This is a genomic window from Serratia sp. FGI94 (assembly GCF_000330865.1).
In the GTDB taxonomy this organism is placed as follows: Bacteria; Pseudomonadota; Gammaproteobacteria; order Enterobacterales; family Enterobacteriaceae; genus Serratia_B; species Serratia_B rubidaea.
The window spans coordinates 1,056,131-1,079,823 of the sequence record NC_020064.1 but is presented as its reverse complement, the minus strand read 5'-3'; the positions used below and the strand labels follow the sequence as shown (position 1 = coordinate 1,079,823).

At 56.8% G+C, this 23,693-nt stretch carries 21 protein-coding genes; 10 read left to right on the top strand and 11 right to left on the bottom strand.

The window, feature by feature from the left end:
• Positions 1-5: 5 nt before the first annotated feature.
• The 9 genes from D781_RS04855 to bolA all read right to left on the bottom strand — a co-directional run bounded on the left by D781_RS04855 (position 6) and on the right by bolA (position 10,606).
• Positions 6-398 carry a YbgC/FadM family acyl-CoA thioesterase gene (locus D781_RS04855; protein WP_015671197.1) on the bottom strand — a complete coding sequence of 131 codons (393 nt, stop codon included), beginning with the start codon at positions 396-398 and terminating at the stop codon, positions 6-8.
• 152 nt (positions 399-550) lie between these two features.
• Positions 551-925, bottom strand: a complete 375-nt coding sequence (locus D781_RS23375; RefSeq protein WP_015671196.1) for a ComEA family DNA-binding protein — start codon at positions 923-925, stop codon at positions 551-553.
• Between the two features lie 139 nt (positions 926-1,064).
• Positions 1,065-2,948: a peptidylprolyl isomerase gene (ppiD, locus tag D781_RS04845; RefSeq protein WP_015671195.1), complete on the bottom strand. Its 1,884-nt coding sequence runs from the start codon at positions 2,946-2,948 to the stop codon at positions 1,065-1,067.
• A gap of 178 nt (positions 2,949-3,126) precedes the next feature.
• Positions 3,127-3,399 (bottom strand): nucleoid-associated protein HU-beta, encoded by a 273-nt coding sequence (hupB, locus tag D781_RS04840; RefSeq protein WP_004954599.1) that lies wholly within the window; start codon positions 3,397-3,399, stop codon positions 3,127-3,129.
• 219 nt (positions 3,400-3,618) lie between these two features.
• On the bottom strand, positions 3,619-5,973 hold the full coding sequence (gene lon, locus D781_RS04835) for an endopeptidase La (RefSeq protein ID WP_015671194.1): 2,355 nt from the start codon (positions 5,971-5,973) through the stop codon (positions 3,619-3,621).
• A gap of 194 nt (positions 5,974-6,167) precedes the next feature.
• Positions 6,168-7,439: an ATP-dependent protease ATP-binding subunit ClpX gene (clpX, locus tag D781_RS04830; protein WP_015671193.1), complete on the bottom strand. Its 1,272-nt coding sequence runs from the start codon at positions 7,437-7,439 to the stop codon at positions 6,168-6,170.
• A 161-nt stretch (positions 7,440-7,600) separates the two neighbouring features.
• The gene (clpP, locus tag D781_RS04825) at positions 7,601-8,224 is read right to left on the bottom strand and encodes an ATP-dependent Clp endopeptidase proteolytic subunit ClpP (protein WP_015671192.1); all 624 of its coding nucleotides are present in this window, start codon (positions 8,222-8,224) and stop codon (positions 7,601-7,603) included.
• A 391-nt stretch (positions 8,225-8,615) separates the two neighbouring features.
• A complete protein-coding gene (gene tig, locus D781_RS04820; RefSeq protein ID WP_015671191.1) occupies positions 8,616-9,920 on the bottom strand; it encodes a trigger factor in 1,305 nt (434 codons plus the stop codon).
• A 359-nt stretch (positions 9,921-10,279) separates the two neighbouring features.
• Positions 10,280-10,606: a transcriptional regulator BolA gene (gene bolA, locus D781_RS04815; RefSeq protein ID WP_015671190.1), complete on the bottom strand. Its 327-nt coding sequence runs from the start codon at positions 10,604-10,606 to the stop codon at positions 10,280-10,282.
• Between the two features lie 303 nt (positions 10,607-10,909).
• Here bolA and D781_RS04810 point away from each other — a divergent pair, with 303 nt between their 5' ends.
• From D781_RS04810 to D781_RS04775, 8 genes are all read left to right on the top strand, one after another.
• On the top strand, positions 10,910-11,488 hold the full coding sequence (locus D781_RS04810) for a lipoprotein (protein WP_015671189.1): 579 nt from the start codon (positions 10,910-10,912) through the stop codon (positions 11,486-11,488).
• 50 nt (positions 11,489-11,538) lie between these two features.
• Positions 11,539-13,017: a muropeptide MFS transporter AmpG gene (gene ampG, locus D781_RS04805; protein WP_015671188.1), complete on the top strand. Its 1,479-nt coding sequence runs from the start codon at positions 11,539-11,541 to the stop codon at positions 13,015-13,017.
• 442 nt (positions 13,018-13,459) lie between these two features.
• The gene (gene cyoA / locus D781_RS04800) at positions 13,460-14,413 is read left to right on the top strand and encodes a cytochrome o ubiquinol oxidase subunit II (protein WP_015671187.1); all 954 of its coding nucleotides are present in this window, start codon (positions 13,460-13,462) and stop codon (positions 14,411-14,413) included.
• Positions 14,414-14,417: 4 nt separating this feature from the next.
• On the top strand, positions 14,418-16,409 hold the full coding sequence (gene cyoB, locus D781_RS04795; RefSeq protein WP_015671186.1) for a cytochrome o ubiquinol oxidase subunit I: 1,992 nt from the start codon (positions 14,418-14,420) through the stop codon (positions 16,407-16,409).
• A complete protein-coding gene (locus D781_RS04790) occupies positions 16,399-17,013 on the top strand; it encodes a cytochrome o ubiquinol oxidase subunit III (RefSeq protein ID WP_015671185.1) in 615 nt (204 codons plus the stop codon). Before cyoB ends, D781_RS04790 begins: the two co-directional genes overlap by 11 nt.
• A complete protein-coding gene (locus D781_RS04785) occupies positions 17,013-17,351 on the top strand; it encodes a cytochrome o ubiquinol oxidase subunit IV (protein ID WP_015671184.1) in 339 nt (112 codons plus the stop codon). Before D781_RS04790 ends, D781_RS04785 begins: the two co-directional genes overlap by 1 nt.
• A gap of 17 nt (positions 17,352-17,368) precedes the next feature.
• Complete coding sequence (cyoE, locus tag D781_RS04780; RefSeq protein WP_015671183.1) at positions 17,369-18,259, top strand: heme o synthase; 891 nt, start codon at positions 17,369-17,371, stop codon at positions 18,257-18,259.
• 205 nt (positions 18,260-18,464) lie between these two features.
• Positions 18,465-19,829 (top strand): MFS transporter, encoded by a 1,365-nt coding sequence (locus D781_RS04775; protein ID WP_015671181.1) that lies wholly within the window; start codon positions 18,465-18,467, stop codon positions 19,827-19,829.
• 46 nt (positions 19,830-19,875) lie between these two features.
• Here D781_RS04775 and D781_RS04770 read toward each other — a convergent pair whose 3' ends face one another.
• Positions 19,876-20,367, bottom strand: a complete 492-nt coding sequence (locus D781_RS04770; RefSeq protein ID WP_015671180.1) for a YajQ family cyclic di-GMP-binding protein — start codon at positions 20,365-20,367, stop codon at positions 19,876-19,878.
• A gap of 247 nt (positions 20,368-20,614) precedes the next feature.
• On the opposite strand from D781_RS04770, the gene panE reads away from it, so the two are divergent.
• On the top strand, positions 20,615-21,529 hold the full coding sequence (panE, locus tag D781_RS04765) for a 2-dehydropantoate 2-reductase (protein WP_015671179.1): 915 nt from the start codon (positions 20,615-20,617) through the stop codon (positions 21,527-21,529).
• Positions 21,489-22,079 carry a protein deglycase YajL gene (yajL, locus tag D781_RS04760; protein WP_015671178.1) on the top strand — a complete coding sequence of 197 codons (591 nt, stop codon included), beginning with the start codon at positions 21,489-21,491 and terminating at the stop codon, positions 22,077-22,079. Before panE ends, yajL begins: the two co-directional genes overlap by 41 nt.
• Before the next feature lie 104 nt (positions 22,080-22,183).
• On the opposite strand, the gene thiI is transcribed toward yajL, so the two are convergent.
• Positions 22,184-23,632: a tRNA uracil 4-sulfurtransferase ThiI gene (gene thiI / locus D781_RS04755; protein ID WP_015671177.1), complete on the bottom strand. Its 1,449-nt coding sequence runs from the start codon at positions 23,630-23,632 to the stop codon at positions 22,184-22,186.
• Between the last annotated feature and the right edge of the window lie 61 nt (positions 23,633-23,693).

Here is a 23,693-nt window from a genome sequence, read left to right as displayed (position 1 = left end):
CCGCTTTACAGCGCCTGCAGCTTTTCACGCAGTTCGCCGTCAATCGGCACCGCGCGCTGGGTGGTCAAATCCACGCAGACAAACGTCACCAGCGCATCCGCCACCTGAGCGCCATCGCTTTCCCGGGTTATTCTCTGGCTTAACACCCCGCTTTTACCGTTCAGCTGTTCCAGCTGGCTCTCCACGCACAGCTTATCGCCCAGCAGCGCCGGCACGCGGTAGTTAATATTGATGTTCACCACCACAAACGCGATATTGTTGGCCATCATCCAGCGGAACTCTTCGCGGTTATCCAGCCAGTCCCAGCGCGCTTCCTCCAAAAACTCCAGATAACGGGCGTTATTCACGTGCTGATAAACATCAAGGTGAAAGCCGCGAACTTTGATATAGGTTTGCATAGTGGTGCTCCAGCCTGGTAATCGCCAAACGGGTGGGCGCCTTACCGGCCCCTGCCGCTGTTATTATAAGGTCGCACCAACTGGTACGACCTGTAAAAGGTAGCAGAGGAACGCGGCCGCCGAGTATTTTTGCCCTGCGGCCGCGATCGGGATCACATTCTCAACCGCTCCCGGTTTCTCTCCAGCAGCGCCAGCCCGATGCCCGGCACCTCCTGCAGCTGTTCAATATCGCTAAACGGCCCGTTTTGCTCGCGATAGCGGACGATCGCCTCGGCCTTTTTCAGGCCGACGCCGTTCAGCGCCTCGGCAAGCTGCTCTGCGCTGGCCTGATTGATGCTGACCGTCTCCTGTCCGCCCGCCATACCGGCCGTCGCCGCCGGCTGTGCCCGTACCGCCGATGAGGTCTGCACCACGCCCGGCTTTTCCGCCGCCGCAGTCAGTGAAGGGAACAAGCACAGCGCGATGCTCAGCAGCGCGCCGACGAGGGTTTGATGGCGTGCAAGCGCCAGGTTTTGGGTTAATGACATAGCTGTATCCTCCTTGTGTTGTACAGCCCGTCCACCTTGCGGCAAACCCCAAACGACGGCAAACGGCAAACCGCAGATATGGAAAAGGCCGCGAAAGCGGCCTTTGTCAGTTACATCAGGTTGCAAAGAAATGCGTGGCTTATTGCGGCTGTTGCTCCGCGCTGCCCATTTTGATCTTGGCGTCCTTACGCAGATTCGCCAGCAGGGAATCGAAGGTGACGCCGACCGAACCTTCCTGCATTTTATCGCTGAAGGTTTTCATCTCTTCCGCCGACAGCGCACCCGGTTTGACCGTATCCAGCGCGATCAGCACCACGTTATCCTGGCGATCCTGCGACATGCCGTAAACCGGCTTGCCCTGCTGCGGATGCGGCAGCGCAAAGACGCTCTCTTCCAACTGCACGCCCTGCCCGCTGCGGGTCATCTTCTGCTCCGCGCCAAAGCTCAGGCCGGCCGCCTGCAGCGCCTGGTCGCCTTTACCCTGTTTCAGCTCGGTCAGCAGTTTCTCGCCCTGCAGCTTGGCCGCCTGCTCTGCCTTGTTGCGCTTCACCAGCTCGGCAACACGCTCTTTCACCTTGTCGAACGGCTCTACGCCTTCCGCTTTGTGGCCGGTAACGCGCACCACGAAGGCGCGGTCGCCCTCAACGGTGATCACATCCGAGTTGCTGCCCGGCGTGCCGTTCTCGCCAATCAGCGAACCGTCGAAGACCGCCTGCACGACAGGTTTGAAGTTCAGCTCGGCCGGAACGTTATCGCGGGTAAACCAGGCGGTCTGCACCGCTTTGACGCCCGCAGCTTCTTCCGCCGAGGCCAGCGATTCGTTATCGTTGGTCGCCGCTTCACTCACTTTCTGCTGCAGCGCAAAGTAGGCGTCCAGCCCTTTCTCCTGCTTCACCTTGGCGGCAATCGCGTCATGCACCTCGCTCAGCGGCTTCAGCTTCTCCGCTTCGATGTCGTTCAGACGCACAATCAGGTAGCCCACGGACGATTTCACCACGCCGGAAGTCTGGCCTTTTTCGGTCAGGTCGGCCTGCTTCAGTTCGTCGGCGGTGGTGTCCGGCTCCAGCCAGCCCAGCTCGCCGCCGTTGCGTTTGGAGATGATATCGGTGGATTTTTCTGCCGCCAGCTTGGCAAAATCGGCGCCTTTGTTCAGCTCATCCAGCACCGCTTTGGCTTCCGCCTCGGTTTTCAGCTGAATCACGCTGTAGTTCTTGCGCTCCGGCTGGCCGAAGCTGCTCTTGTGCTGCTCGTAATAGCCGCTGATATCCGCCTCGCTGACCGTGACTTTGCCCTGCATCGCCGCAGCGTCCATCGGGATATAGCTCACCTGCACCTGTTCAGGAGCGATGAAGCTGTTCTTGTTCTGCTCGTAATACGCGCTGAGTTCGTCATCGCTCACGCTCTGCTTGGCCTGCAGCGCCTTAAGATCGATGGTCGCCAGGCGAACGTCGCGCTCTTGCAGCATCAGCGCCGCCATCGCGTCAGACTCGGCCGGCAGCACAAAGCCGGAGTGGCCGAATGCCTGAATAACCTGCTGGTTCACCAGCTGCTGACGCATCGACTGCGCATAGTTATCGGCGCTGTAGCCCATGCGGGTAATCAAATCGAGATACTTGGCGTTATCAAACTGACCGTTGGTCTGGAAGTAAGGCGCTTTGCGGATAGCGTCCTTGACCTGGTCGTCGCTGATGCTCAGGCCCAGTTTCTCTGCATACTGGTCGAGCAGCATATTATCGATCAGCTGAGACAGCGTCTGACGACGCAGCTGCTGCATATAGCCTTCATTACCGGCCAGCGCCGAGAACTGATCGCCCAGCTGCTGCTGCATGCGGCTACGTTCGCTCTGGAAAGCCTGCTCCAGCTTGGCGCGTTCGATCACCTGGCCGTTGACTTTCGCTGCATAATCGCCGGAACCGCCGATCAGGTAGTTACCTACCCCGGTCAAAACAAATGACAGGATGATCAGGGCCAGGATAATTTTGAGCACGACGTGGTTAGCAGCCGCGCGTAAACTGTCCATCATAGTGTGACAACACTCCGCTGTGATGTGGATTGACAACCCTTGTGGCAGGCTTCCCTGCGACAAAAATAAAAAAAGCGCATCAGTCCGATGCGCCTTGTATCTTACCTTACCCGCTCCGTTGCGTCAGGTGATTGTTTTAACGCAATCCCTCATGACGGCAACCGGTCAGACGCTGTAATCAGTTTACCGCGTCTTTCAGCGCTTTACCTGCGCGGAAGGCCGGCACTTTAGCAGCAGCAATCTTGATTTCTTTACCGGTCTGCGGGTTACGGCCGGTGCGGGCTGAACGCTCACGCACGGTAAAAGAACCGAAACCAACCAGAGCAACGTCGTCCCCTTCCTTCAAGGAGTCGGTAACGGATGCGATAATCGCATCTAAAGCACGTCCAGCTGCCGCTTTGGAAATATCAGCACCTGCGGCAATTTTGTCGATCAGTTGTGACTTATTCACTCTATCATCCCCTCTAGAATTCTCTCGTCGCACCGAAAAATCCCTACGGTATGCGACAGCGCAGCTGTTATATCAATCCCGTCGAAGCTTGGCAAGCCGCCAGCGGTAGCGCGGCTAACGCCAATCGACAGTGATCTAACTTAGCGGGACAAAAAAACGCTGGCAAGTACGAATTGACCTGCCAGCATAAGTTTTATCAATGTATTTTGCGATACGTCACTATTTCACCGCGACCGGCTGGGCGCCGAAGGCCGGATTCTGCAGCGCAATCTCCAACACTTCATCGATTTTCTGCACCGGATGAATCTCCAGATCGGCGATAACGTTATCCGGGATCTCTTCCAAATCACGTTTGTTTTCGTAAGGAATCAATACCGTTTTGATGCCGCCGCGATGCGCCGCCAGCAGTTTCTCTTTCAGCCCGCCAATCGGCAGCACCTGGCCGCGCAGCGTGATCTCGCCGGTCATCGCCACATCGGCGCGAACCGGGTTGCCGGTCAGGCAGGAGACCAGCGCGGTGCACATGGCGGTACCGGCGCTCGGGCCATCCTTCGGCGTCGCGCCTTCCGGCACGTGCACGTGGATATCGCGCTTCTCATAGAAATCAGCGTTGATGCCCAGTTTCTCGGCCCGGGCGCGCACCACGGTCAGCGCAGCCTGAATCGACTCCTGCATCACTTCACCCAGAGAACCGGTGTAGGTCAGCTTGCCTTTGCCCGGCACACAGGCGGTTTCAATGGTCAGCAGGTCGCCGCCCACTTCCGTCCACGCCAGACCGGTCACCTGGCCCACGCGGTTTTCGGTATCCGCCCGGCCATAGTCCACGCGCTGCACACCGAGGTAGTCTTTCAGGTTGTCGCCGTTGATTTCGATATGCTTGAGCTTCTTGTCCATCAACAGGGCTTTGACCGCCTTACGGCACAGCTTGGAGATTTCACGCTCCAGGCTACGTACCCCGGCTTCACGGGTGTAGTAACGGATGATGCCGATAATCGCGCTGTCATCCACCGTCAGCTCGTTCTTTTTCAGCGCGTTGCGTTCGATCTGCTTCGGCAGCAGGTGCTGCTTGGCGATGTTGAGCTTTTCGTCTTCGGTGTAACCGGACAGACGGATCACTTCCATACGGTCCAGCAATGGCGCCGGGATATTCATCGAGTTGGAGGTGGCGACGAACATCACGTCGGACAGATCGTAATCCACTTCCAGATAGTGATCGTTAAACGCCACGTTCTGTTCCGGATCCAGCACTTCCAACAGCGCCGAAGCCGGATCGCCGCGCATGTCGGACGACATTTTGTCGATCTCGTCGAGCAGGAACAGCGGGTTCTTCACCCCGACCTTGGCCATTTTCTGGATCAGCTTGCCCGGCATGGAGCCGATATAGGTGCGGCGGTGACCGCGGATTTCCGCTTCATCACGCACGCCGCCCAGCGCCATACGCACATACTGACGGCCGGTGGCCCTGGCGATCGACTGACCCAGCGAGGTTTTACCCACCCCCGGCGGCCCCACCAGGCACAGAATCGGCCCTTTAATTTTGCTGACGCGACTTTGCACCGCAAGATACTCGAGGATGCGGTCTTTCACCCGCTCCAAGCCGTAGTGATCGGTATCGAGCACTTCCTGCGCCTTGACCAGGTCTTTCTTCACCTTGCTGCGCGCGGTCCACGGTACCTGCAGCATCCAGTCGATATAGCCGCGCACCACGGTGGCTTCGGCCGACATCGGCGACATCATCTTCAGCTTTTGCAGTTCCGCTTCGGTTTTCTCGCGCGCCTCTTTCGGCATCTTCGACGCGTCGATCTTGCGCTTCAGCGCTTCATATTCGTCCGGCGCGTCGTCCATTTCGCCCAGCTCTTTCTGAATGGCCTTCATCTGCTCATTCAGATAGTACTCGCGCTGGCTCTTTTCCATCTGCTTCTTGACGCGGTTACGGATGCGTTTCTCAACCTGCAGCAGGTCGATTTCCGACTCCATCATCGCCATCAGGTATTCGAGGCGCTCGGAGACGTCAGACATCTCCAGCACCGATTGCTTATCGGCAAGTTTCAACGGCATATGCGCGGCGATGGTGTCCGCCAGGCGCGCCGCGTCGTCGATGCTGTTCAGCGATGTCAGCACCTCCGGCGGGATTTTTTTGTTCAGTTTGATATAGCCTTCAAACTGATTGATTGCGGTGCGCACCAGCACTTCCTGCTCGCGCTCGTCGATGGCCGGCGAGTCAAGATATTCCGCCTGCGCGGCAAAGTGTTCGCCGCTGTCGGACAGCGTGGTGATGCGTGCGCGCTGCAGGCCCTCCACCAACACTTTTACCGTGCCGTCCGGCAGTTTCAACATCTGCAGAATGGACGCTACGGTACCGACGGAAAACAGGTCGTTAATGCCAGGTTCATCCGTTGAGGCCTCTTTCTGTGCCACCAGCATGATCTTTTTATCGTGATCCATTGCGGCTTCGAGGCACCGAATCGATTTTTCCCGGCCAACAAATAACGGGATCACCATGTGCGGATAAACCACCACGTCGCGCAACGGCAGGACAGGGATTTCAATGCGTTCGGAACGCTCAGGGTTCATAGAGCTCTCTCTTAGTTTAATTTCCGCCAGGATTGAGGGGGAATCTCATGAGACGCAGGCAATCAACGTTTCATAAAACCATTTATTGAGTATATGGGGATGAATCGCCGACATTCAACGTCCAGAATGCAGGAAAAAAAAATGGGGGATAAAATCCCCCATTTTGCGATTAACCTGATGGTTTAACTGGCGAATTATTCGCCGGATGCCTGCGCTTCCGGCTTGCCGTAAATCAGCAGCGGTTTGGACTGGCCGTCAATCACCGACTCGTCAATCACCACTTTATCGACGCTTTCCAGCGACGGCAGATCGTACATGGTGTCCAGCAGCGCGCCTTCGACGATAGAACGCAGGCCGCGGGCGCCGGTTTTACGCGCCATGGCCTTCTTGGCGATGGCGTTCAGCGCTTCGTCGCGGAATTCCAGCTCGACGCCTTCCAGGTTGAACAACGCCTGATACTGCTTGGTCAGGGCATTCTTCGGCTCTTTCAGGATCTGAATCAGCGCCTCTTCGCTCAGCTCGCTCAGCGTCGCCACCACCGGCAGACGGCCGATGAACTCAGGGATCAGACCGAACTTGATCAGGTCTTCCGGCTCGGCCTGCAGCAGCAGTTCGCCTTCGGTGGCCTTTTCAGACTCGCCCTTCACCTTCGCGCCGAAGCCGATGCCGGAGCCGGTGTTGACGCGCTGGCCAATCACCTTGTCCAGGCCGGCGAACGCGCCGCCGCAGATAAACAGGATCTTGGAGGTGTCGACCTGCAGGAACTCCTGCTGCGGATGCTTGCGGCCGCCCTGCGGCGGTACCGCGGCAACGGTGCCTTCAATCAGCTTCAGCAGCGCCTGCTGTACGCCCTCGCCCGATACGTCGCGGGTAATCGACGGGTTATCGGACTTGCGGGAAATTTTATCGATTTCATCGATATAGACGATGCCGCGCTGCGCTTTTTGCACGTCATAGTCACATTTCTGCAACAGCTTCTGGATAATATTTTCCACGTCCTCGCCCACGTAACCGGCTTCGGTCAGCGTGGTGGCGTCGGCCATGGTGAACGGCACATCCAGGAAGCGCGCCAGCGTTTCCGCCAACAACGTTTTGCCGCTGCCGGTCGGGCCGATCAGCAGAATGTTGCTCTTGCCCAGCTCGATACCGTTGCTGGTATCGCCGTTGCGCAGACGCTTGTAGTGGTTATACACCGCAACCGCCAGCACTTTCTTCGCCTGCTCCTGGCCGATAACATAATCATCCAGGTGGTTGCGGATTTCGTGCGGCGTCGGCAGCGCACTGCGCTCACGATGCGGGGCAACTTCTTTAATCTCTTCGCGAATGATGTCGTTACACAGATCGACACACTCATCGCAGATATACACTGACGGACCGGCAATCAGCTTGCGCACTTCATGCTGGCTTTTGCCGCAGAAAGAGCAGTACAGCAGCTTTCCTGAACCGTCTTTGCGCTTATCTGTCATCAGTAAACCTCTTCTTTTGTCTTTGTCCCGCAGGAAAATCATGGCGGCAGTGCGCCCAAATAAATACCGGGGAACGCCGATAATGCTGTTCAGAGCGGAATCATCCGCTCTGATTACTATAGTCTATCGGCTCGCACTTAACGCTCGCCTACCGCGTAGCCTTAGCTGCGGTGCGTCAGAATGCCGTCGACCAGACCGTATTCTACCGATTCTTCCGCGGTCATAAAGCGATCGCGCTCGGTATCACGCTCGATCTGCTCCAGCGGCTGGCCGGTATGCTTGGCCATCAGCTCATTCATCCGCGCCTTCACGTTCAGAATTTCACGCGCGTGGATCTCAATATCCGTCGCCTGGCCCTGGAAACCACCCAGCGGCTGGTGAATCATCACCCGGGAGTTCGGCAGGCAGAAACGCTTGCCTTTGGCGCCCGCAGTCAGCAGGAACGAGCCCATTGAACAGGCCTGCCCCATACAGATCGTGCTGACGTCCGGCTTGATAAACTGCATGGTGTCATAGATTGACATGCCGGCAGTGATCACGCCGCCCGGTGAGTTGATGTACAGGAAAATGTCTTTGTCCGGGCTTTCCGCTTCCAGGAACAGCATCTGCGCCACGATCAGGTTGGCCATATGGTCTTCAACCTGGCCGGTCAGGAAAATAATGCGCTCTTTCAGCAGGCGGGAATAGATGTCGTAAGAACGCTCCCCGCGTGAAGTCTGCTCCACCACCATCGGCACCAGTGCCATGTTCGGTGCAAATTGATCTCGTTCGCCACTGTATGACATTACCGTCTCCTAATAGAAATTGCCTTGGCGCCATTGTCTGCTGATTCTACTTGAGAACAGCCACGCTGACCATGCTCAACCATTCAACCTGCGCCACATGACCTGACGGTCGTTATCATCCCACGTGTCGGCAAACAACCCTCTGAATACTCCAGTTGGGGGCAGCGGCGGGAATTTCAAGCCCGGTGCGCCATTTTCCCTGCCGAACCTTGCGGCAACGCCACATCACTATCATGCCTGCAAATGTTGCAGGCAACAGCATAAATATAGTGCATATTACGGCGCTTAACCTGAGATTAATCAGCAACGTGGCAAAAAGAAAAGCCCGTAACCGAAGTTACGGGCTTTTTCAGATTACAGCCGGGAATGTCACCATCACCCGGCTCAGACATTACGCCTGTTGAGTCTGGTTCATCAGCTCGCTGAAGGTGGTCGCTTTTTCGCTCACTTTCGCGTTAGACAGCAGGGTTTCCACCGCTTGCTCTTCCAGAGCCACGTTGCGCATGTTGTTCATCAGCTCTTTGTTTTTGCTGTAGAACTCGATAACTTCGCTTGGATCTTCGTAAGCGGACGCCATCTCTTCGATCAGCGCTTTTACGCGGTCTTCGTCAGCTTTCAGCTCGTTGGTGCTGATCACTTCGCCCAGCAGCAGGCCGACAACAACGCGACGCTTGGCCTGTTCTTCGAACAGTTCGCGCGGCAGTTCCAGCGCTTGCTTCTCGTTGCCACCGAAACGCTGTGCAGCCTGGCGGCGCAGCACGTCGATTTCACCGTCGATCAGCGCAGCAGGCACGTCGATGTCGTTAGCGCTGACCAGGCCGTCGATAACCTGAGTCTTGACACGGTTACGCACGGCGCCTTTCAGCTCGCGCTCCATGTTTTTACGCACTTCAGCGCGCAGGCCGTCAACGGAACCATCCGCCACGCCGAAACGCTGGATGAATTCTTCGGTCAGCTCAGGCAGCTCGCGCTCTTCCACTTTCTTCAGCACGATGGCGAACTTGGCGGCTTTACCCTTCAGGTTCTCAGCGTGGTAATCTTCCGGGAAGTTAACGTCGATGGTGAACTCTTCACCGGCCTTGTGACCAACCAGACCTTCTTCAAAGCCCGGGATCATGCGGCCCTGGCCCATCGCCAGTACGAAGTCCGCCGCTTTGCCGCCTTCGAACTCTTCACCGTCGATAGAACCGGTGAAGTCAACGGTCACGCGGTCTTCAGCTTCAACGGCGCGATCGGTGTCTTTCCAGGTCGCCTGCTGCTTGCGCAGGGTATCGAGCATGGTGTCGACATCGGCGTCGTTGACTTCAACCACAGGTTTTTCAACTTCGATGTTTTCCAGGCCTTTCAGCTCAACGTCCGGATACACTTCGAATTCAACGGTGTAGCTGAAATCTTCGCCTTCCTTGTACTCGCCCGGCACGTAGTTTGGCGCGCCGGCCGGGTTAATTTTTTCTTTGATGATCGCGTCAACGAAGTTGCGCTGCATCAGATCGCCCAGCACGTCTTGACGAACAGAGGCGCCATAACGCTGCTCAACGATGTTCATCGGCACTTTGCCCTTGCGGAAACCGTCGATACGCACGCTTTTTGCTGCGTTGATCAGCTCTTTTTTCACTGCCTGCGCGATAACATCAGCAGGTACGGTGATAGAAAGACGGCGCCCAAGGCCTTGAGTGGTTTCTACTGAAACTTGCATCTTGTTACCTCAAAAAAATCACAGTGCTCGGTCAACTCCGTTCCAAGAACCAGGACGGCTGCATTACAGAACCGAGTTCCCTGATGCCGAGAGCGTCCCGAAACCATTCCGGAAAAATAAGACGCGACATTATAGCGGCGCATGCGGGGCGAGTCGAGGACAGCCGGGCGGCAGTAACGCGTTAAAATTCACACTTTTGCTGATTTTCGGCAAAAAAACGCGCCTGCCGACCGCTTTGACCGCGCAACCGTCGGCAAACCGCGTCGTCGTCAAAAACAGAAACGGCCCGCAGGCCGTTTCAAAATTCGTCTGTAGTAATACCCCAAATCGCGGCTAAAGTTCCACTGCCGCGTCAGCTTTTATACGTCCGGCCAGGGTTCCGGCGTCGCACCGCGGCATGGCGGCGAAGCGAGTACGGTATCCTGCAGCCCTTCCCACTCTTTCAGGGTGTAAGTATGCAGCGCCAGCGCGTGCACGCCGTTGGCCAGTTCATCCGCCAGCTCGCCGTAGATCGCGCGGTGACGCGTCAGGAAGCGTTCGCCGACGAAGCGATCGCTGACCAATACCACCTTAAAGTGGCTCTCTGAACCCGCCGGAACGTTGTGACGATAGCTTTCATCAACCACTTCCAGATACGCGGGCTCAAACGCCGCCCTTAACTTTGCTTCTATTTGCTCGCGAATCATAGGATCTCCTTACAGCTCCGGCAGAAGACATGTCATCTACTTCAATATTAGCCGGTTTTTCCCCGTGAGAATACGCCACATGTAAATTTCTCGGCCTTGCGGCGAAAAAACCGTCACAATCTCCCGGTGCTTGGGTTTTATCTTATTGAGAGCAACAAAAAAGCATGTTTTTATCACCCACAGCTAAAAAATTGCCATTCAGTAACCTTGGGACACTTCCCCCGGCCGGCGGCGATGCTATCATGTCGGCCAGATGATTGTTGGCAATACCATTCCGACTCAGACGAAAACGAGAGCGCTAACATGTTAAAAAAACTTTGTCTTCCATTATTAGGCGCGCTGCTGCTGGCCGGCTGCGCCAGCAGCAGCAATACCCTTAACGTCACGCCGAAGATCGTGCTGCCGACTCAGGATCCGACGCTGCAGGGCGTCACCATCAGCATCAACGGCGCCGACCAGCGCAAGGATCAGGCGCTGGCCAAGGTTAACCGCGACAGCCGTCTGGTCACCCTGACGCCATCGCGCGACCTGCGTTTCCTGCTGCAGGAAGTGCTGGAGAAACAAATGGGCGCACGCGGCTATATGATCGGCCCGAACGCGCCGGTTGATCTGCAGATCGTGATGAACCATCTGTACGCCGACGTCACCGAAGGCAACCTGCGCTACAGCATCACCACCAAGGCCGATATCTCGATTATCGCCGTGGCGAAAAACGGCAACAAGCAGGTGAAAAACTACCGCTCGACCTATAACGTGCAGGGCGCCTTTAACGCGACCAACGATAAAATCACCAACGCGGTCAATACCGTGCTCGGCGACGTGATCGCCGATATGGCGCAGGACACCAGCGTCAACGACTTTATCAAGCAGAACGCGCGTTAATCTGACGCCTTGCGCCGCCCGGCGTGTCGGGCGGCGCAGACAGGGATCTCATGTCTAAACAGTACTTTGCGATTTTCACCCAGCGTAACTCGCTGATCCTGCTGCTGCTGGGGTTCGCCTCCGGCCTGCCGTTGGCGCTGACCTCCGGCACGCTGCAGGCCTGGATGACCGTCGAGAATATCGATCTGAAAACTATCGGCATCTTTTCGCTGGTCGGTCAGGCCTACGTCTTTAAATTCCTCTGGTCGCCGTTTATGGACCGCTATACGCCGCCGTTCCTCGGCCGGCGCCGCGGCTGGCTGCTGATCAGTCAGCTGCTGCTGGTGGTAGCGATCGTGGCGATGGGCTTTATGAACCCGGCGCAGCACCTGTGGTGGCTGGCCGCGCTGGCGGTGCTGGTGGCGTTCTGCTCCGCCTCGCAGGATATCGTGTTCGACGCCTACAAAACCGACCTGCTGGCGGCGGAAGAGCGCGGCGCCGGGGCGGCGATCTCCGTGCTGGGCTACCGTCTGGCGATGCTGGTGTCCGGCGGACTGGCGCTGTGGCTGGCGGACCGCTACTTCGGCTGGCAGGCCACCTACTGGCTGATGGCCGGGCTGATGCTGCTCGGCATTGCCGCCACGCTGCTGGCGCCGGAGCCTGACGACAGCATCCCCGCGCCGCGCACCATGGAACAGGCGGTCATCGCCCCGCTGCGCGACTTCTTCGCCCGCAACAACGCCTGGCTGATACTGCTGCTGATCGTGATGTACAAAATGGGCGACGCCTTTGCCGGCAGCCTGAGCACCACCTTCCTGATCCGCGGCGTCGGCTTTGACGCCGGCGAGGTCGGGCTGGTCAACAAAACGCTCGGTCTGTTCGCCACCATCGTCGGCGCGCTGTTTGGCGGCGTGCTGATGCAGCGCCTCTCCCTGTTCCGCGCGCTGATGCTGTTCGGCATGCTGCAGGCGGTGTCGAACCTCGGCTACTGGATCCTGGCGGTGACCGACAAAAACATCCTCAGCATGGGCAGCGCCATCTTCCTGGAAAACCTGTGCGGCGGCATGGGCACCGCCGCCTTTGTCGCGCTGCTGATGACGCTGTGCAACAAATCCTTCTCGGCCACCCAGTTCGCCCTGCTGTCGGCGCTGTCGGCAGTGGGCCGGGTTTACGTCGGCCCCATCGCCGGCTGGTTCGTCGAGGCGCACGGCTGGCCGCTGTTTTACCTGTTCTCCATCGCTGCGGCGATTCCCGGCCTGATCCTGCTGGCCATCTGCCGCCGGACGCTGGAGTACACGCAGAACACCGACGACTTTATGCCGCGCACCGAATTCCAGCGGGCCTACCGCTGGGCGCTGCGTCTGCTGGGCGTCGGCTGCAGCCTGCTGGCGCTGTGGCTGCTGCTGCTGATCGGCAACGCGCTGGGCTGGAGTACGTTGCCGCAGCTGGCCGACACCGCGCTGCAGGCCGGCGCGGCCCTGAGCCTGGCGGGTATCGTCACCGGCAGCCTGCTCGACTATCTGGCGCTGCGCCGCACGCGCCTGGCGTAAAACCCCCGCAGACCGGCGCTGACGCCGGTCTGCGGAATGCATTGGTTAAATAATTTTATTTCTATGTAAAAATATAATTTCCGCCTGAATTATTTTTTTCACCCTCAGAAAAAGATTATAAATAAAATTAAATTCACCTGCATTAAACAAATATTTTACATTAAATATACTTTTATGCCCCATTCCAAAAAATCCCCTCTGGGCACTAAATCATCATACCTTTGTTTTTCCATAAGATAGCGTCCCCCCGGCACGATTCAGCATGCCAACGCATTGTTGCCATTGGGAAATTGTCACGTAGCGTTACATCTGTGACAACGTTAACAGAAAGTGTCAACGAGGCGCTGACACAAGCCTAAGCATGTTTACAGTACTGCAACCTTCCCGTAAAATGCCCGCACACATGAAACGACAATAGAGCCTTTGTAATTGAGGTCGTTAGATGAGACTTAAGAAATACAATAAAAGTATCGGGATGTTGTCATTATTCGCATCCACTGTAATGCTCAGTGGGTGCGATATGGTTTTGATGAATCCCAAAGGAGCAATAGGTGTTGAACAACGGACACTGATAATCACCGCTATCGCATTAATGCTGATCGTGGTGATTCCAGTCATCATCATGGCGTTCGGCTTTGCCTGGAAGTATCGCGCTTCCAACAAGGATGCCAAGTACAGTCCTAACTGGTCACACTCCAACAAGATTGAAGCGGTCGTCTGGACCATTCCAATCATCATCATCGCCATCCTTGGCACCATTACTTGGAAAACGACGCACGAACTGGATCCCTTCAAGCCGATTGTCACCGACAAGAAGCCGATGACCATTGAAGTGGTGTCGCTGGACTGGAAATGGCTGTTTATCTACCCAGAGCAGGGTATTGCGACGGTGAATGAATTGGCCTTCCCGAAAGATGTTCCCGTCGAATTCAAGATCACCTCTAACTCGGTAATGAACTCGTTCTTTATTCCTCAGTTAGGTGGACAGATTTATGCGATGGCCGGCATGCAGACCAAACTGCATCTGATCGGCAACGAAGCGGGGCAATACGCAGGTATTTCCAGCAGCTTCAGCGGTCGCGGGTTCTCCGGAATGAAATTTAACGCCATTGTCACCCCAACCGAAGGCGACTTCGATCAGTGGGTTAACAAGGTGAAAGCGTCTTCCAAGAACCTCAATACCACCGACGACTTTAACAAACTGGCAGAGCCGAGTGAAAACAACCCGGTTGAGTACTTCTCCAGTGTCAAACCTAATTTGTTCAAAGAAACAATTGGCAAATTCATGGGCGACATGCACATGCACAAGGGCGCTGAAGCAAACGCGCACGAAGGCATGGACATGAGCCAGGGTATGAACATGGGTGAACATGCTCACGCCGGAGCCGAGGAATAATCTGATGTTGGGAAAATTAACGCTTGATGCGGTTCCGTACCACGAACCGATCATCATGGTCACCGTTGCGGCAATTATTGTTGGAGGCCTGGCACTGCTGGCGCTGATAACATATTTGGGCAAGTGGAAATGGTTGTGGAGCGAATGGCTGACCTCCGTCGACCATAAAAAAATTGGTATTATGTACATCATCGTGGCGATGGTCATGCTGCTGCGCGGCTTTGCCGACGCCATCATGATGCGTAGCCAGCAGGCGCTTGCGTCTGCCGGCGAGGCCGGCTTCCTGCCGCCGCACCACTATGACCAAATCTTTACCGCGCACGGCGTAATCATGATCTTCTTCATGGCGATGCCTTTCGTGGTTGGTCTGATGAACGTGGTTGTACCGCTGCAAATCGGTGCGCGCGACGTTGCCTTCCCGTTCCTGAACTCCCTGAGCTTCTGGTTCTTCGTGGTGGGCGTCGTACTGATCAACATCTCTCTGGGGGTTGGTGAGTTCGCACAGACCGGTTGGCTGGCGTATCCACCGCTGTCCGGCAAGGAGTACAGTCCTGGCGTCGGGGTCGATTACTGGATCTGGAGTCTGCAGATTTCCGGTCTGGGCACCCTGCTGACCGGCGTTAACTTCTTCGCCACCATTCTGAAGATGCGCGCCCCTGGCATGCCTCTGATGAAGATGCCGGTATTCACCTGGGCGGCGCTGTGTACTAACGTCCTGATTATCGTTTCTTTCCCAATTCTGACCGTCACCATCGCGCTGCTGACCCTGGATCGCTATCTGGGCACCCATTTCTTCACCAATGATATGGGCGGCAACATGATGATGTACATCAACCTGATTTGGGCCTGGGGTCACCCAGAAGTGTACATCCTGGTTCTGCCGGTATTCGGTGTGTTCTCCGAAGTTACCGCAACCTTCTCGAAGAAACGCCTGTTCGGCTATACCTCTCTGGTATGGGCAACCATCGCGATTACCGTTCTGTCGTTCATCGTATGGCTGCACCACTTCTTTACCATGGGTTCCGGCGCGAACGTTAACGCCTTCTTCGGTATCGCCACCATGATTATTTCCATCCCGACCGGGGTGAAAATCTTCAACTGGCTGTTCACCATGTATCAGGGCCGTATCCAGTTCAACTCTGCCATGCTGTGGACCATCGGCTTCATCATCACCTTCTCCATCGGTGGTATGACCGGCGTTCTGCTGGCGGTGCCGGGTGCGAACTTCGTGCTGCACAACAGCCTGTTCCTGATTGCGCACTTCCACAACGTCATTATCGGCGGCGTGGTGTTCGGCTGCTTCGCCGGCCTGACCTACTGGTTCCCGAAATCCTTCGGCTTCACGCTGAACGAAACCTGGGGCAAACGCGCCTTCTGGTTCTGGATCATCGGTTTCTTCGTCGCCTTTATGCCGCTGTATGCGCTGGGCTTTATGGGCATGACCCGTCGTATCAGCCAGAACATCAACCCTGAGTTCCATCCGCTGCTGATGGTTGCTGCGGGCGGTGCTGCGCTGATTGCCTGCGGTATCCTGTGCCAGCTGATTCAGATCTTCGTCAGTATCCGTGACCGCGAGCAGAACCGCGACCTGACCGGTGACCCGTGGGGCGGCCGTACTCTGGAGTGGGCAACGTCTTCTCCACCGCCGTTCTATAACTTTGCCACCATGCCTGAAATTCACGACCGTGATGCATTCTGGGACATGAAAGAAAAAGGCGAAGCGTATAAGAAACCGGCCAAGTACGAACCGATTCATATGCCTAAGAACACCGGCGCCGGCGTTATCATCGGCTTCTTCAGCCTGATCTTCGGTTTCGCCATGATCTGGGAAATCTGGTGGATGGCTCTGGCCGGCTTCATCGGCATGATCGTAGTCTGGATCGCCAAGAGCTTCGACCAAGATGTTGACTACTATGTGCAGGTTGATGAAATCGAGCGCATTGAGAACCAACACTATGAACAAATCAGCAAAGCAGGCGTGAAACATGTCAACTGATACTCTGACTAACCACAACGCAGCCCATGCAGAGCATGGGCACCACGACGCAGGAGAGACCAAAGTCTTCGGATTTTGGATCTACCTGATGAGCGACTGTATTTTGTTTGCGAGCTTGTTCGCGACTTATGCAGTCCTGGTGAACGGGACCGCTGGCGGTCCCTCTGGCAAAGACATCTTCGATCTGAAGTTTGTTCTGGTTGAGACGTTCCTGCTGCTGTTCAGCTCCATCACCTACGGGATGGCGATGATCGGCATGAACAAAGGCAAAGTCGGCAGCGTTAACACCTGGCTGTTCCTGACCTTCCTGTTTGGTCTCGGCTTCGTGGCGATGGAAATCTATGAATTCCATCACCTGATCGCTGAAGGCTTCGGCCCGGATCACAGTGCATTCCTGTCCAGCTTCTTCGCGCTGGTCGGTACCCACGGTCTGCACGTGTCCGCCGGTCTGGTCTGGATCATCATCATGATGATTCAGGTGAGCAAGCGCGGCCTGACTTCAACCAACAAAACCCGTCTGATGTGCCTGAGCCTGTTCTGGCACTTCCTGGATGTGGTATGGATTTGCGTATTTACCGTTGTTTATCTGCTGGGGGTTATGTAATGAGCCATTCATCCCATGAAACCTCTCACGGCGGCGCAAGCCACGGCAGCGTTAAGTCATACCTGATCGGCTTTATCCTGTCGGTCATCCTGACGGTAATTCCATTTATGATGGTGATGAACGGCACTGCCTCTCATTCCACCATCCTGGCGGTTGTGGTCGGCATGGCGGTTATCCAGGTGATTGTTCACCTGGTTTACTTCCTGCACATGAACACTTCATCGGAAGAGCGCTGGAACCTGGTGGCATTACTGTTCACCGCTATGATCATCGGTATCGTTGTTGTGGGTTCACTGTGGATTATGTACAACCTCAACCTCAATATGATGGTCGATTAAGAGCCGAGCCGTAAGTAATGATGAAGCAATACCTGCAAGTAACTAAACCAGGAATTATTTTCGGTAATTTAATTTCTGTCGTTGGGGGATTCCTGTTGGCTTCCAAAGGAAGCATCGACTATCCCCTGTTTCTCGCCACCCTGGTGGGTGTCTCGTTGGTTGTCGCCTCGGGCTGTGTGTTTAACAACTACATTGACCGTGACATCGACAAGAAAATGGAGAGAACGAAGAACCGGGTGCTGGTTAAAGGCCTGATCGCGCCGAATGTCACCCTGGTTTATGCTACCGCGCTGGGTATTGCTGGCTTTGCCTTGCTGTATACCGCCGCCAACCCGCTGGCCATGTGGCTGGCGGTGATGGGCTTCGTGGTTTATGTCGGCGTTTATAGCCTGTATATGAAGCGCCATTCTGTTTATGGCACGCTGATCGGCAGCCTGTCAGGCGCCGCGCCGCCGGTTATCGGCTACTGCGCGGTGACCAACGAGTTCGATATGGGCGCGTTGATCCTGCTGGCTATCTTCAGCCTGTGGCAGATGCCGCACTCCTATGCGATTGCCATCTTCCGCTTCAAAGACTATCAGGCCGCCAATATTCCGGTGCTGCCGGTAGTCAAAGGCATCTCCGTCGCCAAGAACCACATTACGGTCTACATCCTGGCGTTTATGATCGCCACGCTGATGCTGACCCTGAGCGGCTACGCCGGGTACAAATACCTGGTGGTGGCGGCCGCAGTCAGCGTATGGTGGCTCGGCATGGCGTTACGCGGTTATAAAACCGAGAATGACAGCATCTGGGCGCGCAAACTGTTTGTGTTCTCGATTGTTGCCATCACCTCACTCAGCGTAATGATGTCGATCGATTTTAGCGCCTCGGCGTCGCCGGAAACGTTGTTAACTTACGTCTGGTAACTCGCTATCCGTCAATGGGCCGCTGATGCGGCCCATTTTATTTTCACGCTTCTGCAGCCGGGAAATGCTGTAATATCTGCTAAATAACATTACGTTTACCCTCCCCTGCCCTTCACACTAAAATAGCCGCACCCCAAAAGTTATCCCAGCAGGCTCTGACGGCCAGAACCTGACGGGATAGTTTTTACTGAGGTTCGAAGTTTGCATGAACGATAATACGATGACCCCGCTGGAACGCCGGGCGACCTGGGGTCTGGGCACGGTATTCTCACTGCGCATGCTCGGCATGTTTATGGTGCTGCCGGTGCTGACCACCTACGGCATGGCGCTGAACGGCGCCAGCGAAACGCTGATCGGCATTGCCATCGGCATTTACGGCCTGGCGCAGGCGGTATTCCAGATTCCGTTTGGCCTGATCTCCGACCGCATCGGCCGTAAGCCGCTGATCGTCGGCGGACTGCTGGTGTTTGCCCTCGGCAGCGCGATCGCCGCGCTCAGCGACTCCATCTGGGGCATTATCCTCGGCCGCGCGCTGCAGGGCTCCGGCGCTATCGCCGCGGCGGTGATGGCGCTGCTGTCCGATCTGACCCGCGAGCAGAACCGCACCAAGGCGATGGCGTTTATCGGCATCAGCTTTGGCATCACCTTCGCCATCGCCATGGTGCTGGGGCCGGTGATTACCCACGCGCTGGGGCTGCATGCGCTGTTCTGGATGATCGCCGCCCTGGCGCTGTGCGGCATCGCGATTACCTTACTGGTGGTGCCTTCGGCCGACCGCCACGTGCTCAACCGCGAGTCCAGCATGGTACGCGGCAGCTTCAGCAAAGTGCTGAGCAACCCGCGCCTGCTGAAGCTCAATCTCGGCATTATGTGCCTGCATATTCTGCTGATGTCGAGCTTCGTCGCCCTGCCGCTGGCGATGGAGAAAGCCGGCCTGGCGGCCAGCAGCCACTGGATCGTCTATCTGGTGACCATGCTGGTGTCGTTCGTGTCGGTGGTGCCATTTATCATTTACGCCGAGAAGAAACGGCGCATGAAGCAGGTGTTTATGGGCTGCGTGGCGGTGCTGTTCGCCGCCGAGCTGGTTCTGCTGATTTCCGGCCAGCATCTGTGGGGCATTATCGCCGGCGTACAGCTGTTCTTTATGGCGTTTAACGTGATGGAGGCGATTCTGCCTTCGCTGATCAGTAAAGAGTCGCCGGCCGGCTATAAAGGCACCGCGATGGGCGTGTACTCCACCAGCCAGTTTATCGGCGTCGCCATCGGCGGCAGCCTCGGCGGCTGGCTCTACGGCCTGCACGGCGCCGGGCTGGTGTTTATCGCCGGCGCGGTGATTGCCGCCGGCTGGTTTATCATCAGCAGCACCATGCAGGAGCCGCCGTACGTCAGCAGCCTGCGCATCACACTGTCGGAGCTGGCGGCCAAAGACACCTCGCTGGCAAGCCGACTGCAGGCCCAGCCCGGCGTGACGGAAGCCATCGTCGTGCCGGAAGAGCGCAGCGCCTATGTGAAGGTCGATACCAAACAGACCAATCGCGGGCAGCTGGAAACGCTGGTCAATACGCTATAAACCATAACGCCGGGCAAGCCCGGCGTTATTATTCACATCACAACAATCAGTCGCGGAAGTTTTTAAACTGGAACGGCTGCCCCAGGTTACCACCGCGCACCAGCGCCATCACGCTTTGCAGATCGTCACGGGATTTCCCGGTTACGCGCACTTCGTCACCCTGAATCTGCGCCTGCACCTTCAGCTTGCTGTCTTTAATCAGCTTGACGATCTTCTTCGCCAGCTGGGTTTCAATCCCCTGCTTCAGCCTGGCGTCAACGCTGTAGGTTTTACCGCTGTGCTCGAACTCTTCCGGGATCTCCAGCGCCGCGCCGTCAATGCCGCGCTTGGCCAGTTTTTCACGCAGGATATCAAGCAGCTGCTGAACCTGAAAATCGGATTCGCTGGCAACCTTGATGGTTTCATTTTTTTCGTTCAGCTCAAAGCTGGCCGGCACGTTGCGAAAATCCCAGCGGGTGCCCAGATCGCGCGAGGCGTTCTCAACGGCGTTGCGCACTTCCTGCATATCTATTTCGGAAACAATGTCGAAAGATGGCATACTTCTTCCTCCTGAATGAGAGCCCAAACTATCAGGCGATTTCGATGGCGTGCATGATACCCGCTTTGCCGGTTAAGGCAAAATCCCGATGTCACGGCAACGCAAACGTCCACACACAGGAAAGTCTACAATTTATAGTGTCAGGTCAGCGGTTCGCCGATGGCGCTCAACGCTCGGCGTATTGACCTGCTCCCCGGCAACACGATAACGGATAACGGCAAAGCCCCGTTCCCCCCAAGGAGGATGGATGAAAATAACTGTTCTTGGTTGCGGCGCTCTCGGGCAGCTGTGGCTCTCCCGGCTGTATCAGCAGGGCCATGATGTACAAGGATGGTTACGCGTACCTCAGCCGTTTTGCGCCGTCGACGTGATTGAAACCGACGGCTCCCGCTTCAGCCAGAGCCTGCCCAGCAACGACGCCGAGCATCTGCGCAGCAGCGAACTGCTGCTGGTGACGCTCAAGGCCTGGCAAGTCTCCGATGCAGTGGCGGCCCTGCTGCCAAAGCTCAACCCATCGTGCGCCATTTTGCTGCTGCACAACGGCATGGGCACCCAGGATGAACTGCCAGCCAACGAGCAGCCGATGCTGCAGGGCACCACCACCCACGCCGCGCGCCACGACGGCCATAGCATTATCCACGTCGCCGACGGCACCACCCATATCGGCCCGACCTCACCGGCGGCGGCGTCGCTCAGCCATCTGGCGGAAGTTCTGCACCAGGCATTACCGGACGTCGCCTGGCACAACACGATTACCGCCGCGCTGTGGCGCAAGCTGGCGGTCAACTGTGTGGTCAACCCGCTGACCGCGCTGTATGACTGCCGCAACGGCGATCTGCGCCGTTATCCAGAACAGATCGCGCTGATCTGCAGCGAAGTAGCCGCCGTGATGGCCGTAGAGGGCCACCACACCACCTGCGACGGGCTGCAGCAATATGTGATGCAGGTGATAGAAACCACCGCAGATAACATCTCCTCCATGCTGCAGGATATTCACGCCCAGCGGCACACCGAGATCGACTATATTACCGGTTATCTGCTGCGGCGCGCCCGCAGCCACGGCATGACGCTGCCGGAAAATGCCCGGCTGTTTGATTTGGTAAAGCGAAAGGAAAATGAGTATGAACGTATCGGTGTTGGTCTGCCTGGCGCCTGGAAGTGAAGAGACCGAGGCGGTCACCGCCATCGATCTGCTGGTGCGCGCCGGGATTAAGGTCACGACCGCCAGCGTGGCCGGCGACGGCAGCCTGACCATCGTCTGCTCCCGCGGCGTTAAGCTGCTGGCGGACGCGGCGCTGGTTGAAATCGTCGATGAACCGTTTGACGCCATCGTGCTGCCCGGCGGCCTGCAGGGCGCCGAATGCTTCCGCGACAGCCCGCTGCTGGTAGAGAAAGTGCGGCAGATGCATCTGCAGGGGAAAATCGTCGCCGCTATCTGCGCCGCGCCGGCGCTGGTGCTGCAGCACCACGATCTGTTCCCGGTCGGCAATATGACCGGCTTCCCCGGCCTGAAACAGCATATTCCGCAGGAGAAATGGATGGAGCGCCGGGTGGTGTATGACGCCCGCGTCAATCTGCTGACCAGCCAGGGGCCGGGAACCGCCATGGAGTTCAGCCTGAAGCTGATCGATCTGCTGCTCGGGAAAGCCAAGGCGGCGGAGGTTGCAGCGCAGCTGGTGCTGATTCCGGGCATGTACGATTTCAGCGACTAAGCGTTTATTCATGCGGCCACTAACTGAGACTTAGCTGTCATCAGGTCAGTGGCCGTGATGCGCGCCGGCAGCCAACAACGCTGAGGCGCGAAAGATGAAGGGGATTAGGGGCGATAAACCTTCACGTTGCTGAAGCCCTGCTCCAGCAGATACAGCGCCTGCAGACGGCTCATCACGCCGCGCTCGCAGTACAGCAGGTAGGTTTTGCTCTGATCCAGATCGCCGAACTGGGTGCCCAGCTTGTAGAACGGCAGCGCTTTCACCTCTACCTGCTCCAGCTGCAGCGGCTTTTCGTCCTGCTCGTCTACGGAGCGGATATCCAGAATCACCTGGTCGGCATTAAACGCCGCCACGGTTTCTACTTCCGTGACCTGCTCCTGGGTTTCGCTGGCGATGGTGCGAATATCGACGTTGCGCGCTTCGCGCACCACCCGCTCGAGGATCTCGAAATCGAAGTTGCCCTCTTCTTCCTCGATCTTCGCCTTCACCGCTTTTACCGTCGGGCTTTTGGAGATCACGCCGCAATATTCCGGCATGGTTTTGGCGAAATCTTCGGTGCCGATCTGGCGCGCCACGTTGATGATATGCTCTTTATCGTGAGAGATCAGCGGACGCAGGATCAGGGTGTCTGAGGCGTTGTCGATCAGGCGCAGGTTGGTCAGGGTCTGGCTGGATACCTGTCCCAGCGCTTCGCCGGTCACCAGCGCCTGTACGCCGTAGCGCTCTGCCACTTTGGAGGCGGCGCGCACCATCATGCGCTTGAGCACCACGCCCATTTGGCCGTCGTCGACTTTTTCCAGAATTTCGCCCACCACCGGCTCAAAGTCGATCGCCACGAAGCGCACCTTGTGTGAGCTGCCGAAGCGGTTCCACAGGTAATGCGCCACCTGTTTAACGCCGATCTCATGCGCGGCGCCGCCCAGGTTGAAGAAGCAGTAATGCACCCGGCAACCGCGACGCATCAGCATATAGCTGGAAACGCCGGAGTCAAAACCGCCGGAAATCAGCGACATGACGTCTTCCTGAGTGCCGATCGGGTAGCCGCCGATGCCTTCACGACGCGCTTTCACCATCATCAGCTTGTCGTCTTCAATCTCAAGATTGACGGTCACCTGCGGATGGTTCAGTTTAACCCGCGCGCTCTCGATATGCTGGTTCAGGCCGCCGCCGACGTAGCGTTCCACGTCCTGCGAGCTGAATTCCTGCTTGCCGCGGCGCTTCACACGCACGCAGAAGGTCTTGCCTTCCAGCCGCTCGCGATAGGCTTCCAGCGTCTGCTCGAAGATATGGTGGATATCGGTGTAGGCGCGGTCTTCCACTTCCAGAATATGGTGGATGCCGGGAATGCGCGTCAGCGCGTCGGCAATCGCCGGCCGCTGGTTCTCATCTTTGGCGCGGACTTCAATAAAGTCCCAGTGCCGGACCACCGCCAGGTTTTCATCATACTGCTTCAGGACATTACGAATGTTGGTGGTAAGAATCTTTATGAAGCGCAAGCGCACAGATTGACTCTTGATGGTGATTTCCGGGAACAATTTAATGATAAACTTCATGGCGGTCTTTATGGTCAGATAAAATTAACGGGGCGCAGTATATCACTTTCTGATGAAGCTC

Excerpts from the sequence above, each read along its gene's own strand:
- cyoA (WP_015671187.1), top strand. The coding sequence starts at position 13,460 with ATGAGACTTAAGAAATACAATAAAAGTATCGGGATGTTGTCATTATTC.
- tig (WP_015671191.1), bottom strand. The coding sequence starts at position 9,920 with ATGCAAGTTTCAGTAGAAACCACTCAAGGCCTTGGGCGCCGTCTTTCT.
- D781_RS04785 (WP_015671184.1), top strand. The coding sequence starts at position 17,013 with ATGAGCCATTCATCCCATGAAACCTCTCACGGCGGCGCAAGCCACGGC.
- D781_RS04775 (WP_015671181.1), top strand. The coding sequence starts at position 18,465 with ATGAACGATAATACGATGACCCCGCTGGAACGCCGGGCGACCTGGGGT.
- yajL (WP_015671178.1), top strand. The coding sequence starts at position 21,489 with ATGAACGTATCGGTGTTGGTCTGCCTGGCGCCTGGAAGTGAAGAGACC.
- clpX (WP_015671193.1), bottom strand. The coding sequence starts at position 7,439 with ATGACAGATAAGCGCAAAGACGGTTCAGGAAAGCTGCTGTACTGCTCT.
- ampG (WP_015671188.1), top strand. The coding sequence starts at position 11,539 with ATGTCTAAACAGTACTTTGCGATTTTCACCCAGCGTAACTCGCTGATC.
- bolA (WP_015671190.1), bottom strand. The coding sequence starts at position 10,606 with ATGATTCGCGAGCAAATAGAAGCAAAGTTAAGGGCGGCGTTTGAGCCC.
- panE (WP_015671179.1), top strand. The coding sequence starts at position 20,615 with ATGAAAATAACTGTTCTTGGTTGCGGCGCTCTCGGGCAGCTGTGGCTC.
- ppiD (WP_015671195.1), bottom strand. The coding sequence starts at position 2,948 with ATGATGGACAGTTTACGCGCGGCTGCTAACCACGTCGTGCTCAAAATT.
- D781_RS04790 (WP_015671185.1), top strand. The coding sequence starts at position 16,399 with ATGTCAACTGATACTCTGACTAACCACAACGCAGCCCATGCAGAGCAT.
- thiI (WP_015671177.1), bottom strand. The coding sequence starts at position 23,632 with ATGAAGTTTATCATTAAATTGTTCCCGGAAATCACCATCAAGAGTCAA.
- D781_RS04855 (WP_015671197.1), bottom strand. The coding sequence starts at position 398 with ATGCAAACCTATATCAAAGTTCGCGGCTTTCACCTTGATGTTTATCAG.
- clpP (WP_015671192.1), bottom strand. The coding sequence starts at position 8,224 with ATGTCATACAGTGGCGAACGAGATCAATTTGCACCGAACATGGCACTG.
- D781_RS23375 (WP_015671196.1), bottom strand. The coding sequence starts at position 925 with ATGTCATTAACCCAAAACCTGGCGCTTGCACGCCATCAAACCCTCGTC.
- cyoB (WP_015671186.1), top strand. The coding sequence starts at position 14,418 with ATGTTGGGAAAATTAACGCTTGATGCGGTTCCGTACCACGAACCGATC.
- D781_RS04810 (WP_015671189.1), top strand. The coding sequence starts at position 10,910 with ATGTTAAAAAAACTTTGTCTTCCATTATTAGGCGCGCTGCTGCTGGCC.
- lon (WP_015671194.1), bottom strand. The coding sequence starts at position 5,973 with ATGAACCCTGAGCGTTCCGAACGCATTGAAATCCCTGTCCTGCCGTTG.
- cyoE (WP_015671183.1), top strand. The coding sequence starts at position 17,369 with ATGATGAAGCAATACCTGCAAGTAACTAAACCAGGAATTATTTTCGGT.
- D781_RS04770 (WP_015671180.1), bottom strand. The coding sequence starts at position 20,367 with ATGCCATCTTTCGACATTGTTTCCGAAATAGATATGCAGGAAGTGCGC.